Origin of the sequence: Paenibacillus sp. FSL R5-0527 (genome assembly GCF_038008055.1) — a bacterium.
Classification (GTDB): Bacteria; Bacillota; Bacilli; order Paenibacillales; family Paenibacillaceae; genus Fontibacillus; species Fontibacillus macerans.
In genome coordinates, this window is record NZ_JBBOYI010000001.1 from 594,474 (window position 1) to 611,706 (window position 17,233).

At 53.6% G+C, this 17,233-nt stretch carries 14 protein-coding genes; 1 reads left to right on the top strand and 13 read right to left on the bottom strand.

Going from position 1 to position 17,233, the window contains the following annotated elements:
• Positions 1-186: 186 nt before the first annotated feature.
• Together NYE69_RS02730 and NYE69_RS02735 are read right to left on the bottom strand one after the other, a co-directional pair.
• A complete protein-coding gene (locus NYE69_RS02730; protein WP_328273493.1) occupies positions 187-1,749 on the bottom strand; it encodes a M23 family metallopeptidase in 1,563 nt (520 codons plus the stop codon).
• A 243-nt stretch (positions 1,750-1,992) separates the two neighbouring features.
• Positions 1,993-2,820, bottom strand: a complete 828-nt coding sequence (locus NYE69_RS02735; RefSeq protein ID WP_340923655.1) for a hypothetical protein — start codon at positions 2,818-2,820, stop codon at positions 1,993-1,995.
• A 502-nt stretch (positions 2,821-3,322) separates the two neighbouring features.
• On the opposite strand from NYE69_RS02735, the gene NYE69_RS02740 reads away from it, so the two are divergent.
• The gene (locus NYE69_RS02740; protein WP_328272301.1) at positions 3,323-4,036 is read left to right on the top strand and encodes a hypothetical protein; all 714 of its coding nucleotides are present in this window, start codon (positions 3,323-3,325) and stop codon (positions 4,034-4,036) included.
• A gap of 401 nt (positions 4,037-4,437) precedes the next feature.
• Here NYE69_RS02740 and NYE69_RS02745 read toward each other — a convergent pair whose 3' ends face one another.
• The 11 genes from NYE69_RS02745 to NYE69_RS02795 all read right to left on the bottom strand — a co-directional run bounded on the left by NYE69_RS02745 (position 4,438) and on the right by NYE69_RS02795 (position 16,884).
• Positions 4,438-5,724 (bottom strand): adenylosuccinate synthase, encoded by a 1,287-nt coding sequence (locus NYE69_RS02745; protein ID WP_328272300.1) that lies wholly within the window; start codon positions 5,722-5,724, stop codon positions 4,438-4,440.
• Positions 5,725-6,110: 386 nt separating this feature from the next.
• On the bottom strand, positions 6,111-7,097 hold the full coding sequence (locus NYE69_RS02750; RefSeq protein WP_340923660.1) for a methyl-accepting chemotaxis protein: 987 nt from the start codon (positions 7,095-7,097) through the stop codon (positions 6,111-6,113).
• Positions 7,055-7,831 carry a HAMP domain-containing protein gene (locus NYE69_RS02755; protein ID WP_328271323.1) on the bottom strand — a complete coding sequence of 259 codons (777 nt, stop codon included), beginning with the start codon at positions 7,829-7,831 and terminating at the stop codon, positions 7,055-7,057. The genes NYE69_RS02750 and NYE69_RS02755 overlap by 43 nt, the downstream gene beginning before the upstream one ends.
• Positions 7,832-7,884: 53 nt before the next feature.
• Entirely contained in the window at positions 7,885-9,543 is a 1,659-nt protein-coding gene (locus tag NYE69_RS02760; RefSeq protein ID WP_328271322.1) for a pyridoxal phosphate-dependent decarboxylase family protein, read from the bottom strand.
• A gap of 521 nt (positions 9,544-10,064) precedes the next feature.
• Positions 10,065-11,426: a replicative DNA helicase gene (dnaB, locus tag NYE69_RS02765; RefSeq protein WP_036618272.1), complete on the bottom strand. Its 1,362-nt coding sequence runs from the start codon at positions 11,424-11,426 to the stop codon at positions 10,065-10,067.
• Positions 11,427-11,870 carry a 50S ribosomal protein L9 gene (rplI, locus tag NYE69_RS02770; protein ID WP_328271321.1) on the bottom strand — a complete coding sequence of 148 codons (444 nt, stop codon included), beginning with the start codon at positions 11,868-11,870 and terminating at the stop codon, positions 11,427-11,429.
• Positions 11,867-13,858: a DHH family phosphoesterase gene (locus NYE69_RS02775; protein ID WP_326047428.1), complete on the bottom strand. Its 1,992-nt coding sequence runs from the start codon at positions 13,856-13,858 to the stop codon at positions 11,867-11,869. Before NYE69_RS02775 ends, rplI begins: the two co-directional genes overlap by 4 nt.
• Positions 13,859-13,869: 11 nt before the next feature.
• Positions 13,870-14,790, bottom strand: coding sequence for a DUF2232 domain-containing protein (locus tag NYE69_RS02780; RefSeq protein WP_340923673.1), 921 nt, complete (start codon positions 14,788-14,790; stop codon positions 13,870-13,872).
• A 6-nt stretch (positions 14,791-14,796) separates the two neighbouring features.
• The gene (locus NYE69_RS02785; protein WP_036618264.1) at positions 14,797-15,099 is read right to left on the bottom strand and encodes a MazG-like family protein; all 303 of its coding nucleotides are present in this window, start codon (positions 15,097-15,099) and stop codon (positions 14,797-14,799) included.
• Positions 15,100-15,182: 83 nt separating this feature from the next.
• On the bottom strand, positions 15,183-15,611 hold the full coding sequence (locus NYE69_RS02790; protein ID WP_036618263.1) for a CBS domain-containing protein: 429 nt from the start codon (positions 15,609-15,611) through the stop codon (positions 15,183-15,185).
• 181 nt (positions 15,612-15,792) lie between these two features.
• Positions 15,793-16,884 carry an LCP family protein gene (locus tag NYE69_RS02795; protein ID WP_340923676.1) on the bottom strand — a complete coding sequence of 364 codons (1,092 nt, stop codon included), beginning with the start codon at positions 16,882-16,884 and terminating at the stop codon, positions 15,793-15,795.
• Between the last annotated feature and the right edge of the window lie 349 nt (positions 16,885-17,233).

Sequence of the window (17,233 nt, forward strand, 5' to 3'; positions counted from 1 at the left end):
ATCCGGGAAACTTTAATGCCTGCCACGTGAGAAAGGCTGCCTTTCCGAAAATTAATTGGAAAAGCAGCCTTTCTAAATTGTTGGTGCAGATAGCACATGCTTAAACGCGGTCCGGTTACTTTTGAGAGTAAGTTCGCACATCGTTCGATAGCATCAACGGTTAAACCGATTTTTTATTGATCTCTGTTACAGGTATTTCATCGGGTTTTGGACGCCCCCGTTTTTATGGATTTCAAAATGCAGATGAGTGCCGGTGGAACGGCCCGTGCTGCCCATAACCCCGATCTTCGCACCTTTCTCGACGATCTCGCCTTCCTTGACGCTGATCTTGCTCAGATGTCCGTATAACGTTTCGTAGCCGTTTTTATGATCGATAATAATGACGTTGCCGTATCCGGTTTTCGTCCCGGTGAAAGAGACCACACCCTCGTCCGCCGCAAGAATATCGCGGTCCGAGGATACGAGATCGACCCCTTTATGCGTACGCCCCCAGCGTGACCCGTAACTGCTTGAAATGTTTGCCCCCGAAACCGGCCAGGCAAACTGCCCGGTTCCTTCGCCAACCACCTTCGTCCCCTTCAGCACGATTCGCGGCGTCGCCTTTTTCGATACTTCCTGACCGAGCCATTGCTCGGCAATGACCATACCGTTTTCCTTGGTGATGCGGTATTCCATCGTTTTCAGGCCGCTCGACCCTTTCGCGACGACCTTGGATTCGCCGGCCTTCAGGTTATCGCTTTTACGGATGATCAACTGCGGTTCGGTCACGATTTCTTCCGTCACCTTCTCCACCGTTCTGACGGTCAGAGCCGGCTGCAGCGCTTTTACGTTCAGCACCGTGCCGATTTGCATCGTCCGCTCCTCGACGTCGGGGTTATTGGCGAACAATTCGGCCTGGCTTACGTCAAACCGGGCGGCGATAGAGGATATCGTATCCCCTTCCCGCACTTCATACTCAAGTGCTTCTTCGTTGCCCCGCACGATTTTTTGCACCGCCTCGTCAACGGTAAGCACCTTGTTCGGGTCCGCTTCTACGGCCCCCTGCGCCACTTCCTCGGTGATTTTGGCCGACTCCAGCGTGACGCTGGCGCCCTTGGATTTTACTTGCGAAGTTTTGGATTTGGCCCCGCCGGTCAACTTCACTTTGGAAGCCAGCGTTTTCCGGTCGGTTTGCGGAACATATTTTTCTTTAACCCGTTCCAGGACCGCCTGCGCCGCCGCCTCATCCTTCACGATGGCAATGACTTTTCCGTCCACTTTCAGTTCGACGCTTTTGGCGTATCCGGTCAGCATACTGTACAGCTCGTCCAGCGTTTCCTCGGAAGTCACCTTCGCTTTATAAGCTTGTTCCGGCTTCAAAGTAATGCCTTCGGTATGTACGGCCATTTCCGCATGGGGATATTTTTGTCCATATTCCTGTTTTTTGCGTTCGATAACGGATTCATATTCCGCTTGGCTGGCGATGGTGCCAATCTCCTTGCCGCCTATATAAACCCTGTAATAGGACACCGTATTGGCTTTGACGTATTGCTGGACCGCCAAGTAAATCGATCCGGCAACCAGTACGACCGCTGCCGCCGTTATAGCGGTTTTGAGGGATTTAAGCATATTGGATAAGGCCTTGGTGGCTTCCGTCTCTCCAGTCTGTTCGGATATCTCCAGATCATTTTCCGGGCGGCCTTCACTTTCCTGCGTCTGGGACTTCTCCCCGCGCCATAGCTGCCAAAGTTTCCCCGTGAAACCTCTCATACTGATCTCCTTTTTTCCATCGACTCATTTCGACCAAAAATGGTTTCAAAATTTTAACCTTTTTACCGCCAATGATTACTTTAACACAGTCCGACAAAGAATTTCAACTTTGGGCCAATATGCAAAAAACCCGCGCAGCGCGCGGGCCTGGCCCATATATCAATAACGTTTTTACCCTTCGTTTGGTTACAACCCGCGTGCGCGGAAAGCACTGGCGTGCCCGGCCCAGCGCAGGTTAAACTTCTATTTTTTGAGGATTTCCATCACTTTGGCATATTCCGTTTTATCCAGATGTTTCGATAAAATTTGCTCGATATTGATCAACTCCTCCTCCGTCAACCCGCCCTCCAGCGCTGCGGTCAACGACTGCATATCCTCCTGCGGCAGCTTGGACATGAGGATTTTGAACACCTCTTCCTTGTCTTTGTCCGGCAATTCGTCCTTTTTCGCTATCAGATCATCCGGCGTCACCACGACCTGTTGGTCCTGGTTCGATGCCCCCTGTCCGGCCTGGCTGGAAGACATCCCGCCCATGACCGGCAGCGCGTCTTCCGGGACGTTGTCGCCGGTTCCCTGCCCCGTGCCTGGGGAACCGGAGCCGGCCTGGCCGGAGGAGCCGTTAGCGCCCGTGGCCGCGTCACCAGAGCCGCCTGTGGACGTGCCGGCTGTCGAGGGGCTGTTGCCGCCTGTGGAGGCGCTCCCGCCTTGCCCGGCGCTTCCATTGGTTCCGTCGGTTCCGCCGCCCGCAATGCCACCGCTGCCGCTGTGCCCTCCCCCTACGGCACTCCCGGCTCCGTCAGATCCTTCCCCGCTCGCATTCCCGTTCCCGTTTGCCCCGGTCCCGCTGTTACGTTGCTCTCCGTCTCCGCTGCCCCTGTTGCCTCCGCCCAAACCTAGCATCCCCTTCACGATACTGCCCACACTTGGCGCCTGGCCCACCATAGGAAGATTGAAACTGCTTAGCAGTGATCCGATATACATATTTACCACATAACCCGTTGTCACCACACTGATCAGGCTTACCGCCACGATCGTCGCGCATAATTTCAGCAGCCAGCCGATCCATTTCATGAATGATTTCCTCCTTCTATCCTTGCTCCTTACAGCTCATCTAGCTCTAGTATGGACAGCAGAAGAAAGATTCAATCTGCATCGGCTTAGAATAGTTTCTTGCAAATATCCGGTACATGGACATGAAGCCATGCCGAATCCCAACCAAATGCAAAAATGCAGTTCATTTTCACTCAAATGCCCCGAAATTAGCCCAGCAAGTGCAAAAGTGCATTTTATTTCCGCTCAAAAGATACTTTTTTCTCCCATAGCCCCAAAACAGATGCACTTTTGCACTTCATCACCCCAAAATGCCGATTTTCAGGAAGATCAAATGCACTTTTGCAGTTGATTTGCTTAACTGAGTCGTAGCCCACTCCGGTTTCAATCCCATCACTTTTTGAATGGCTCCCTATAACGTGTTAATGTAAAGGTAGCACAAGTAAAAGAGAGAGGACTTAGGTGAATTAACTACTAAGTAGTTAGTTCACCTATTTCCATTTTTTAAGAAAATGGTGAGAGTATGAAAAAGATAAGCTTTAACGAAATGAAAGAAAACCACACTTCCTTTTTTTCTCCAAGCCAGCTCGTTGTTCGTAAACTGCCTGTTATTTCAACGACTGACGAAGAGCAAATAAGAGAAATCCTGATCAACATGATCAACATTCAAGGGATCTTGGCTAGGCATTATTTTTATCAAAGAGAACTAGGAAGCTCCAATATAGAAGATTACTCCTTCTTTATCACTAATAAAGTGGATGATGAAGCTTTAATGTTTAGCATGATTTTTGATTCCGTTACTGTAACAAAGACCAGATACGGGCAACCATGCGGTCTCCAAGTTAATAACGCCAAAGATATAGCTTATAAGGTTTTGGAAAGAATGATTAAAGAAAAACAGGTTAACAATGAAATTGGCCACTTTATTCTAGGCAGAAAATTTCAGAATGATTATCGCCAGTTAGGATGTTTTGAAATAGAAGGTGATGGCAGAGAGGTTATTGAAAACGAGTTTTTTACTTATTTGATCAAAAGTTCATCTTTGTCCACGGCTGTTTATCCTGCATATCTCGATGTTAGTGGTTTGAAAATGGAAGAAATAGAAAATGATCAGCTCGTACTTCAGTTAGCAAATCAGGTTAGCAAACTCTATTTAATGGTTTATGATTACGAAAATACTGAAGGGGTTCCTTTCTTTCGAAAAGAATTGAGATGGTATATTGAAGGTTCAACCTAATCATCAGTGCTTGACAGTCAAGTCAGCAACAGATCGGGGCCTGGGGCGAGACTCGCTATATCTGGAGGCTTTGCACGATTATCCCGTTTGACCAGGTGAATTGGCGTCCTGAAGCAAAGGGATAATCATGCAAAGTGGTTTGGAGAGATAACCCGCCCCCTATCTATGTCATCATTTATTTTGTCAAGTACTGATTCTAGTCTTGAGCCATATTGAATTAGATAAAGTTTAAAATTCAAAAGTACACCTGGCCCCCCTATCGTCTATCCTTTGCTAGAAGTGTAAGCTAAACAAAAAAAGCGCAAGTAACAGGGCTTTACAACTCCTGCACTCGCGCTTTTTTCAAACGCTCATGACCTAAGCGTATTCTGTATTACCAGGGCCTCGATAACATTTGCAGCCTACTCGTAAATCGGCAAAACCTGGTTCGTTTGGCTGCGGTTGCGGCCCACCGAGAAAATCGCGATCGGCACGCCGGTCAGCTCGGAGACGCGACGCACGTAATTGCGGGTCGCTTCCGGCAAGTCTTCCAGCGTTTTGGCACCCGAAATATCCTCCGACCAGCCCGGCATCTCTTCATATACCGCCTCGCATTCAGCGAGCATCTTGAGGCTGGCCGGATAGTGAGTGATCACTTCCCCGCGGTATTTGTAGCCGGTGCAGATCTTCACCGTTTTCAGACCGGTCAGCACGTCCAGCGAGTTGAGCGACAAGCCGGTGAGTCCGCTCACGCGGCGCGTATGGCGAACCACAACACTGTCGAACCAGCCGACGCGGCGCGGACGGCCGGTGACGGTGCCGTATTCGTGCCCGGTTTCGCGGATGAAATCGCCGATTTCATCGTTCAGCTCCGTCGGAAACGGGCCGTCGCCAACGCGGGTTGTATACGCTTTGGCCACGCCGATAACCTGATGAATCTTCGTCGGTCCTACGCCGGAGCCGTTGCAGACGCCGCCCGCCGAAGGATTCGAAGACGTTACGAACGGATAGGTGCCCTGATCGATATCGAGCATAACCCCCTGGGCGCCTTCAAACAACACCTTCCGGCCCGCATCGATCGCATCGTTCAAGATTACCGACGTATCGGCAACGTAAGGACGAATGATTTCCGCGTACTCCAGATACTGCTTCAGAACCTCTTCCACGTCGAGCGGCTGTCCTCCGTAGACGTTCTGGATCACATGGTTCTTCTCTTTCATGATATGGCGCAGCTTAGCTTCGAACTCTCCCGGGTCCAGCAGATCGGCAATCCGAATCCCGCTGCGCGCCGCTTTATCCATATAAGCCGGTCCGATTCCCTTCCGGGTCGTTCCGATCTTGTTCTCCCCCTTGCGGTCTTCCTCCAAAGCGTCCAGCACCAAGTGATAAGGCAAAATAACGTGGGCCCGGTCGCTGATGACCAGGTTTTTCGCGCTGAACCCGTTCTCTTCCACATACTGGATTTCTTCGATCAGAGCGGCCGGATTGATGACCACGCCGTTCCCGATGACGCACAATTTATCTTTATTGAAGATGCCTGACGGAATCAAGGTGAGTTTGTACTTCTTGCCGTCGATAAGTATGGTGTGACCGGCGTTGTTGCCGCCTTGATAACGGGCCACCACATCTGCGCTCTCCGCCAGAAAATCCGTGATTTTACCTTTACCTTCGTCTCCCCATTGCGTTCCCACAACGACTACCGTTGACATGTACATTCCCCCGCCCGGTGCGTCCGGCACCTGTATTTAAGCACTCCAAAATGCAGCCTCGATTCACTTTCCCCAAATCGGTAGGCCGATGACAGTAAAAACCTGACCAACATCACTACTGCTGCCGCCGTTTGAACGCGCTCACACACTTACAATGGCGGCGGCTCATCTGCCGCTTTAACGCAGCAATACCAGTTTAACAGTCTCCATTTTCAAAGTCAAATTAAAAAACGAACGATTTATATACGGTATTTTATGATTGTTCGGAAATAATGTGATTGCGGCACTCCGAAACCGAAAGTTTTCCGTAAAAAAAGGGATGTCCGCCGCCGAAGTCAAAAATAGACTCACGCGGACATCCCCCCCCTCCTGAACCTTGACCCTGCTTACAGTTTAAAGATTGCCACCGCCTTTTGCAGGTCTTCAGACAACGCCGACAGCTGGCGGATCGCCGCAGCGATTTCCCCCATCGCCGCGCTTTGCTGCTCGCTCGCCGCCGCCACTTCCTCGGAAGAAGCCGCCTGCTCCTGCGTCACGCCGGAGATTTGCTGCACCGAGGCCGAGATGTTCTGATAGGAATTTTCTACCAGCACCAAGGATTTCAGCAGCTGATCGGTGCGGGCAGAGAAATCGCCGATACCCTGGAAAATATCCTGAAAGTTCTGGTACGTCTGCCCCATCCATTTTTGTCCCTCTTCAATCGCACGGTTGCCTTCACCGATGCTCTCGATCACCAAGCGGCTGTTCTCCTGCGTTCCCGCTACCAGCTCCGTAATCGACGCCGCTGCGGCGGCCGACTGTTCGGCAAGCTTGCGCACCTCGCCCGCGACCACGGCAAAACCCCGGCCCGCTTCGCCGACCCTCGCCGCTTCGATGGAAGCGTTCAGCGCCAGCAGGTTGGTCTGCTGGGCAATATCGGTGATCATGCCGATGACGTCGCCGATTTCCTTGGACCGTTCTTCCAATTGCCCGGCCGTCGTCACCGAATGGCGCATTACCTTTTCAATCGTATTCATTTGACTCAAAGTATGATCGACCATGTTCCGCCCTTCCGCCGACTGCTGGCTGACCTTCCCGGCGATGGACTGCATCTCGTTCACATCCGCCACGACCCCGGATAGCTGCCGCTCGATTTCCATGACCGACGCGGAGCTATGCGCGATCGATTCCACCACCTCGTTGATCCCCTCGCTCATGTTGTTCATCGATACCGCTACCTGTTGGGCGCTTTCGCTAGATTCCTTGGTTACGTGCATCAGCTGGGAACTGGTGCCCGATACCTCTTTCGATGAGGTCGAAATATGGCCGATCAGCCGCTTCATGCTGTCGCTCATCGCGCGGAAAGCGTCCGCCAGCCGGCCGACTTCGTCCACGTTTCTAACCCCCGGACTTCCTCGGACAAATCGCCCGTGGCCATCCGTTCCGTCGCATGCACCAGCGTTTTGATCGGTTTGGCGATCATCCGGCCCAGCAAATAGGCAATGAGCATGCCGATGATGAGTACGGCCAGCGTAATGGCCAAGCTCATCCAGAATACCCGCGACGCGGTGGCCGGAATGACCGACGCGTCAAGATCGATCCCGAGCAGTCCCGAAGCTACGCCGTCCATATTGTTCAGCGGAACGAAAATCGATTTATGCGTCCCGTACTCATCAACATAAATATCGCTAATGGTCTCCTTTCCTTGGGCAACAGTTTGCTTCATCTCTTCGGAGAACGGATATTCCTGATTGAAATCCCCCTCCGTTTCAGATAAGGCAATGATACGTTCCTTTCCTCCTTCATTCGATAAAATATAGACATTTTCCAAATTGTACTCTTTCTTCAATTCGTCCAGCGCTTTCCGGGTTTCCTGATACACCGGGCTGTCCGTTCCCGTAATCCCCAGTTTGTTACCCTCGATCCGGTTAAGCTCGTTCTGGACGACGTGAATATTGCTCTGCAGACGTTTATCGAGCTCGCTCCGCAGCTCCCCGCTCAAGGTGGAGTTCACTGCGCTGGTAAGGCCAATAAAGCAGAGAACGGCCACTAATAGTACGATGGTCGTACCCAGCATAATCTTCGAAGAGATACGGCCGAAAAGCAAGCGTTTGATCTTTTCCTTCACGTTCAATTTCATCTCCTGGAATGTTTAGTTAATGAATCGTCTGATAGTCATGATTAAGCCAGCGAGACGCTGAACTCTTCGCATACCTCGGATATGCACGCCTTCAAATACCGCACGATTTCGGGCACCAGCTCCGGCCGGGTATGAGGCGATATGACAAAAAACTTGCTGACGTACAGCGGAATTTCCCGGCCTTCGGCGGAGCCTGCCAGCAAATGCTTCTTCGTATCCCCGAAAAACATCCGGTCGCGGCGCTCCCCAAGCTTCTCGAACAGCCGTTCATTCAACAGATTGGTCCGCTCCATATCCCGCGCGGAGCATGTCCCGCCGACCTCCGCGGAAAACCGCGGGCTTCCCGGCAAATAGATCCGAAACAGCGTCGAAATGCCCGGATTGTCCGGGTTGGCAATGTCGGCCTGCGGAATTTCGGCGGCAAGCCGCTCCCGGAACCGCAAATTTACCTCCAGGAATTGCGCCAGCAGCCGCTGGTAACCTTCCGCGCCGAAGGACAACAGCAGACTGTACATGCTGATCGAGCTGGCCATCCGGGAGCACTCCAGCGTATAGCCGGTGTGGTATTCGCCATAACCGCGGTGCCCGACGTACGGAGTTTCGTCCGCTTCCAGATCCATCAATCGGAGATCGGCCGCGTTTTTGAGCAGGAACAAGCTGGAAACGTAAGGAGCTTGTCCGAGCTTCTGGAAATCGAAGCACAGCGAGTCGGCAAGCGGCAGCAGCCGCATTTTTCTTTGAATGCCCTTTAGCATTTCGACAACTCCCGCGCTGAAGTGCAGCCGATTTTCCTGCAAATCGTAATCGTTGAAAAAGGCAAAGAAACCGCCCAAAGCCGAGTCCGCATGGATATGCGGGCATGGCAAGCCGAACCGTTCGGAGGTTTCCTCGGCGGCGGCGCGAATCTCGGCGAGATCATCGATCCCGATGGCGTCCGTCGTGCCCGTCGTCGCAACGATATAAACAGGAATGCCTCCCGATAAAGCGACTTTTTCCAGTTTGCTTCGCAAATCTGCCACGTCCATCGAGCTGTCGGCCAATGTTTTCACTTTTACGAGATGATCGCTGCCGATCCCGGCCGCTTCCACCGACTTGAGCAGGCTGTAATGCGCCGCCTCCGAGCAAAAAGCATACAGATTGTTCGGAACCCCATGTTTCAGGGCGCCCGGATCGTATTTGGCGATGGCGATTCGAAGTCCGGAAAAAACGGCACCCTGCCCTCCCCAGGTCGTATATCCCCCGCTCAGGCGGGCATCGTAACCGACTAGCTTGGACATCATCGCTATGACTCTAACCTCGGCTTCGGCCCCGGCCGGGCCGTAAACATCCCACAGATTGTTCCCGTTTACCAGCATCGCCGTCAGCATGCCCAGCATTCCGGGAATCGAAGCCATGGGCAGTATATTCGTAAAAAAGTACTTGGTATGATACGGGTGGCCATGCAACAGCTTGAGCAGCTCCGCATTTACCTCCTGCATAGGGGCGCCTTCTCCCGGAATGACGCTTTGCTCTGCCAGCCCGCCATAAAAATTGGAATCTCTCGTCTTCTCCCCTTTAAGGTTGACTCCTTCGGGATTTTTCAACTCGTCCACGCCCCGGACCAGCTGCTCGATCAACTCCATCATCCGCTCGCGCTGTGCCGGATTGCCGTCCTCGCTCGGAAACCAATCCCTCACATCTGGCTTGCCATTAATTTCCATCTGTATCCTCTCCTTTTTGCTCCCGCTTGAGTGATCTTTCTCTTTGGATACTGCAGTTGAAGAAGCTTCCAGATCGGTTTATTGAAAATCGCATCAGACTCCCTTCCATTTACTTTCATTCCTTTCGACCCTAGATTATACAACTTATCCATCCAAGTACAGATAAGATGAAGACATATATGCCATGAAATGGCAGGTTTTGATTTTCTTCAAGTTAAATGTCTGCTAAATTGCTCGACCGCTGCTGCAACCGTTAGATTTCGGATAGCTTTTACGGGACAGCTTGAGCAAAAGTTAATGCAACGCCAGTGCAGAAACAGCTTTTTAATTGCAAAATAACGGCTGCTGCAACCGCTAGACTTTCGGCCGTTCGTTCCCGTTGCCCGCATTGCCGTAAACAAAAAAAGAGCCGACGATAAACGTCAGCTCTTGTATCTTGTTCGTATCATATGCTTCAATCAGCAGCTAAATAATAAGGACAATTAGTTCCTTCCTGCGTGTTTTGCAGTGTCTTTATAATTTTAACCGGCAAACGCGTCGGTATGCGCCCGCTCGTAGTTGGCGAATTTGTTGAAGTTCTTCAGGAACACCAGCTCGACCGTCCCGACCGGGCCGTTACGCTGCTTGGCGATGATGATTTCGATGATGTTCTTCTTTTCGGTCTCCTGATTATAGTAATCGTCCCGGTACAGAAACGCCACGATGTCGGCGTCCTGCTCGATCGAACCGGATTCCCGCAAGTCGGACATCATCGGCCGCTTGTCCTGCCGCTGCTCGACGCCCCGGCTAAGCTGGGACAAGGCGATGACCGGCACTTCCAGCTCCCGCGCAATCTGCTTGAGCGTCCGCGAGATTTCGGATACCTCCTGCTGCCGGTTCTCGCCCGGTTTGCCCCGGCCATGGATAAGCTGCAGGTAATCGATCAGAATCATGCCGAGGCCCTTTTCCTTCTTTAAGCGGCGGCATTTCGCCCGGATATCCGCGACCGTCACGCCCGGCGTATCGTCGATGTAAATCTCCGCCTCCGACAAGGCGGCGATGCCCATCGTCAGCTTCGCCCAATCGTCGTCGTTTTTGAAATCGCCGGTCCGCATGATCCCCGCGTCGAGGTTGGCCTCGGCGCAGATCATCCGCTGCACCAGCTGCGCCGCGGACATTTCCAGACTGAAAATGGCGACCGTCTCTTTGGCGCGCACCGCTACGTTCTGGGCGATATTCAGCGCAAACGCCGTTTTGCCTACCGACGGCCGGGCCGCCACGATAATCAAATCGCTGCGCTGGAACCCCGCCGTCATTCGGTCCAAATCGACGAAGCCGGAAGGAATGCCGGTCGTCGTTCCGCGGTTCTGATGGAGCTGCTCGACGCGGTCGAACACCTCCATCACCACATCGCGGATCGCCACGAACCCGCTGCCCGAGCTGCGGTTGGAAATCTCCAGGATGCTCCGCTCGGCGTCGCTGAGCATGCCGGAGACGTCCTCGCCGCCGGCATAACCGTCGCTGACGATCTGCGTCGCCGTGCGGATCAACCGCCGCAGCATCGACTTCTCCTCGATGATCCGCGCGTAATAATCCACGTTCGCGGCCGTCGGCACAGCATGCGCTAGCTTCGCCAAATAGCTGACCCCGCCGATATCCTCCAATTCGCCGCGATCCTTCAATTTGGCCGTCAGCGTGACAAGGTCGATCGGCTTGCTTTCCTCGCCAAGCTGAACCATCGCTTCAAATATCAACTGGTGGGGCTTGTCATAGAAATCTTCGGTCCGCACCCGCTCCATCGCGGTGATGAGGGCCTCTGACTGAAGCAGGATCGCCCCAAGCACCGCCTGCTCCGCTTCCAGATTTTGCGGGGGGATCCGATCGAAAAACAGATCGCCGCTCATTTACTCCTCCGCCACGTGAACCTTCAGCGTCGATTTTACTTCCGGATGCAGCTTCACCGAAACCTGGGTCACGCCAAGCGAACGAATCGGTTCGGGCATTTCGATTTTCCGTTTGTCCAGCTTCACGCCGGCTTTCTCCAGCGCATCCGCCACCTGCTTGCTGGTAATCGCGCCGAACAGGCGTCCGCCTTCACCGGCTTTCGCTTTCAGTTCGACGGTGATCTCTTCGAGCTTCTTGCCCAGCTGGATCGCGTCTTCCTTCTCCTGTGCCTTTCGTTTTAGCTCCGCCGCCGTTTGCTGCTCCAGCGTTTTCACGTTGCCTTCCGTCGCCGGACGGACCAATCCGCGCGGGATCAGGAAATTTTGCGCGTAGCCTTCCGATACGTTTTTGATTTCCCCTTTTTTGCCTTGACCTTTGACATCCTGCAAAAAGATTACTTTCATTCGAACAACCCCTCTTCCTTCTCCATTTCATCCAGCACGGCGAGCAGCTTCTTCTCCGCTTCCGCCTGGGTTCCTTCCAGCTGCACGGCGGCATTGGTCAGATGCCCCCCGCCGCCCAGCCGCTCCATTACAACCTGCACGTTCATGCTGCCGAGCGAGCGGGCGCTGATGCCGATCAGGCCGTCCGGCCGCTCGCAGATCACAAACGAAGCCTGCACGCCCGTCATGTTCAGCAGCGTATCGGCCACCTGGGCGATCAGCAGCTGCGGGACTTTGCGGCCCGGCTCCGCCGCGGCTACGGCAATATGCCCGTGAATCATCCGCGCATGCTTGATGATATCGGCCTTGGCGATATACTCTTTCAGGTCTTCCTTCAGCAGCCGCTGCACCAGCACCGTGTCGGCCCCGTTCCGCCGCAGGAACGCCGCCGCCTCGAACGTGCGCGACCCGGTATGCAGCGCAAAATGCTTCGTATCGACCGTCATCCCCGCCAGCAGCGTCGTCGCCTCCAGCGGGCTGATCTCTACCTTCTCGTGAATGTACTGCAACAGCTCGGTTACGAGCTCGCAGGCGGAGGAGGCGTACGGCTCCAGATAGACGAGCACCGCGTCGCTCACGAATTCCTCGCCCCGCCGATGGTGGTCCACAACGACTACCCGGCTCGCCTCCTCCACCAGCCGCGGCTCCATCGTGATCGACGCCTTATGCGTGTCCACGAGCACGAGCAGCGTATGCTGCGTCATCATACCGAGCGCCTGCTCGGGCGTAATGAACCGCCGCATCAAGGCGTCGTCCTTGCCGATATGCTCCATCAGGCTGCCGATGCCCGGGTTCGGGCCATCCAGGACGATGTGGGCTTCGACCTTGTACATATCGGCGGCTTTCAGCACGCCGATGGAGGCGCCGATCACGTCGAAGTCCGGGACGCGATGGCCCATGATGATGACGCGGTCGCTCTCCTGCATCAGGTCGCGTAAAGCGTGCGCGATGACGCGGGCGCGAACGCGCGTCCGCTTCTCTATGGCGCCCGATTTGCCGCCATAGAAAGACAACCGCTGACCGGCCTTCACCGCGGCCTGGTCGCCCCCCCGCCCGAGCGCCATATCGAGGCTGGACTGGGCGAGTTCGCCCAGCTCGCTGAAGCGCTCGGTGCCGAAAGCGAGGCCGATGCTGAGCGTAATCGGCACCTTCAGGTCCGCGGTCATCTCGCGGACCTCGTCGAGGATGACGAACCGGCTTTGCTCCAGTTCGCTCAGCGATCTCTGATTCAGGATCATCAGATACCGCTCGGAAGACAGCCGCCGCAGATAAACGCGGTACTGTTTGGCCCATTCCGTGATCGCTGTCGCGACCCGGGCGATCAAAGCCGTCCGCTGCTGGTCGTCCATCCCCTGCGTCGCCTCGTCGAGATTGTCCAGCAGAACGATGCCCAGCGCGGCGCGTTCGTCTTCGTAGCGCTCGCGCAGCACGGCCAGCTCCGTCATATCGTGAATGTAAATGAGCCGCTCCGCCTGATCAACGGTAAGCTCGTAATAACGATCATCCACCATCGCTTCCGCTTTCGTTTTTCCGCCGTGTCCTTCCTTCTTGTCCCGTCCCCCCGGCTGCGGCAGCTGCAGCTGCGGCAGCAGCTCGGCGAGCGGCTGACCGACGACCGAATCTCTGCCATACATCCCGCCGACGAACCGGTTGTGCCATTCCACGGTCCGGTCCTCACTGTAGAGCATTAGCCCAAACGGAAGACTGCCGACCACTTGGCCTTCCACCCGTTTGACGCGATAGTTCAGATCCGTGACGTAACGGACCAGTTCCTTGCGGAACCGGCGTTCCGCCTGCAGCATGTTATAGGTCAGCACCCCGACCAGGCAAAGGCTGACGAGTCCCAGAATCCAGTTGTAATAGGAGACGAAGATGACGAGCAGCAGCTGAAGCATGAACATCCACACGGTTTGATAACCGTACCAACGTTTTTGCAAAAGATTTGGCATGCCTTCTCACCCTATCGTCTTGGTCTAGTAATCATATCCCGCAGCGGAAAAGCAATGTCCAGAATCCCCACGATACGCAGCGGCGGAATGAACAAGAGCGCCACCAAGAGCAGCACCGGGAAGACCGGGTTCCACCTGCGATGATAAGCCACAAAGAAGAAGAAGCTTGCCGTTTGTACCATAAACAAAAACTGCAGCAGCGGCATCAGGTTGAGCACGATCGTGCCGAGGAACCCATTTTGTATGACTCCGCCGGCAAACAATTGGATCAGCAGCCCGATCAAATAGTACCAGATCAGCGAGCGCGGAAGCTTCCAGTCCCGGATTGGCGCCAGCTTCGGAACGGCATGCCCCAGACTGGCCAGCGTCGGCCGGGAAACGGCATGGGCCACGGCGGCCATCAGCAGCGAGCAGACGATCATCGTGAACGGCACCATCCGCACGGTCAGGCTGGAAAACTGCTGGCTCAACTCCGGCGACCAGACCAACCCGCCCGACATGGAGCTGTCGGCCACGTCCTGCAAAGGCGCAACCGCCGCATTGATCATATCTTCAATGGCCGTGGCCAGATTGAAGTTGAAGAACACCGTGCTGATCAGCAGCACCAGAATAAATTCCAGCAGGAGCGTCCCGGTCCCGGACATCACGATCCGAAAGGCCGGGCTTCTTTTTTTATATAAATAACCCATCACGATCGCGGGGATGATGAAAAACACAGCCTCCAGCAATAGGAACGGCCCGAAAACAAGCGCCGCAATCAGCCAAACGGCCGCCGTATGCGCGATAAACGCTCTGGTGGACAACGTCGTGTAGAGCAAGACGCCCGGTACCATTAGAAAAAAAATCGTAACAACGGTCAGCGGAGTAGCAAGTGACAGCAGAAGCAGCAAATAAACGGCGCTCCAGGCCACCGATGTCCAGCGCAACTTCAAATGGGTTCACCTCTTACGCATATGTTCTTCAAGTGCAGAAATATCCTGATACCAATCCTCCAACTGGTGACCCTCCTGCTGATGCTTCCTTAGTTTTTCCAGAATACTGTCATCCATATCCCGATAGGAAACACCAAGTCTGCGCCCCAAAATATAGCTGCTGACGATCAGACTGGCAAGACTGTCCGTTACCCGTGTCGTGCTGCCTTCCCAAAGTGCCTTAAACAAACGGGATACGTGATCGACAACTTCGGTTTTAAGCCATTCAATCACCTTGGCGCGTTTGGCCACATCCATTTCCCTTTGCATGGCGGACAGCTTCCACCCTCCCCGAAAAAAACTTATTCTTCATTATAGCATATAGCAAATGCGCCAAGGGACGCAAACGCCTTCTATTTATTGGATTCCAGCACGTTTCTGGTGACGAACTTTTCGCAGTATTCGATAATTTGGCTGCGGCGGACGATACCGATAAACCGCCCCCGGTCGTCCACTACCGGCACGAAGTTCTGCACCTTTGCCAAATTGATCAAATCCTCCATATCCGCATCGATGCGCACCGGCTTGATATCCATCTTGAGCGGAACATCCTTCAGCAAAAATTTTGAAGCGGTCTCAAAGTTTATTTTGCCGCCGGAGTTTTTCATATGCCACAGCAAATCGCCTTCGGTCACCGTTCCGACATAGGCCCCGTCCTGGCTGATAATCGGCACCGCCGTATAACGGTGAAACTCCATCCGCTCCAGCGTCTGCCGCAGTGTGGAATCCAGCGTGACGGTGACGACATCGTTTTTGGGCAATAAAAAAAACGCAATATTCATCGGATCGAAATCCTCCTCACCTTTCTTCAGGCTCCCCTATTTGTTACGTTTCAAAACGGGAGTTGTTCCGCCCATCCCGCGAGAAATCGGCAGCCGGAAACCGGACTGCCGAATTTTTTCACTATATTTTAAAATATGACGGGATTCTACGGCTCATGCTCCTATCGCTCTCCCGCTCCCGCTATTGCGCCGCGGACGTTCCCGAATCGCTTCCGTTTGAAGCCCCGGCTTCAGTCTCGGCCTTTTCCGCGTCGCGCGATTCCGGCGTAATCAATTTATCCGGCTCCGTTTCCGGATCGATCCAGCTCCCGATCATCTCTTTGGCGAAGGCGACGTCCTCTTCGTTGGCTTTGTCATAATAAACTCCTTTGATGCGCATCCCTTCGCCCATAATGGTGAACCCGCTGATCTGCGGCTGCTGGCTGCCGAGCAGCACCTGCTTCGACAGGTCGATGATTTTGCTTGGGGCAAGATCGGTTTTGAAGTTTTCCCCCATCATGTTCATCAATTCGGGAATTTTCGTCACCTGGTCCAGCTTCAGCATCCGGTTTACCATCGCATTCAAAAAGATCTGATGGCGTTTCGTCCGTTCAAAGTCGCTGTCCTCCCGGTATCTGACGTAATTAAGCGCTTCTTCCCCGCTATACAGCGGTTTACCGGCCTTAATCGTAAATTTCTCGTGGTATTTCTCCTTATTCACGATATCCTTGGTGATCGGCAGCTCAATGCCGCCCAGGGCGTCTACAATTTCCCTCAGCCCATGAAAGTTAATCGCCGCATAATAATCGGCCGGATAACCGAGTAAGTTTTCCACGGTGTCCTTCGCCATTTTCTCGCCGCCAAAAGCATACGCGTGGTTGATCTTATCCATACTGCCTTTACCCACAATTTCCGTATACGTATCGCGGGGAATGGAAATGAGCAGCACTTTTTCCTCTTCCGGGCGCACCACCGCATAAATCATCGTATCGGATCGGGCCGGTTCTTTATCCCGTTGATCGACACCAAGCAGCAGCATGGTGAACGGCTCCAGTCCCTGCTCCTGTGCAACCTGCTGCGGCTCCGTTTCGCCCCCCAGCGGAGCATAGGATTCCTGCAATTGCTTCTCCACCTGTCCGGAGAGGAACAAGTCAAACGCCATGATGGCCAGCGGCTTGCGGAACACGTAGGCTCCCGCCCCGATGATCAGCACGATGGCGATGATTGCAATCCACGACTTTTTACCTAGCTTTTTCTTTTTACGCTTCGAGCTGCGTTTCTGCCTTTCTATCATATGATGCCTCCGTTTTTAATTCATAGATTTAGATTTCCGTTTTATAGTAAAAATACCATTCCCAACTTGCCGGCAAAAATATCTCTATCGTTTCGTACTATAACACATTGAGGAATTACGGTACAACAATAACCGACATACCTCCCGCCGGACAGGTCGCTTAGGTCTCTGGTAAAACATCTCCCAGCGCAAGAGAACCGCTTGGCTTCTACGTTAGAGTATTGAGGAGGGATGGGTATAGGTTTTCACCCCATACCCGTTTCCTCTTCCGTTCTATTAGTCCGACAAGATACATTTTCTCGTCACCACATTCTGTCACCACATCTAACGGTTGCCACAGCCGCTATTT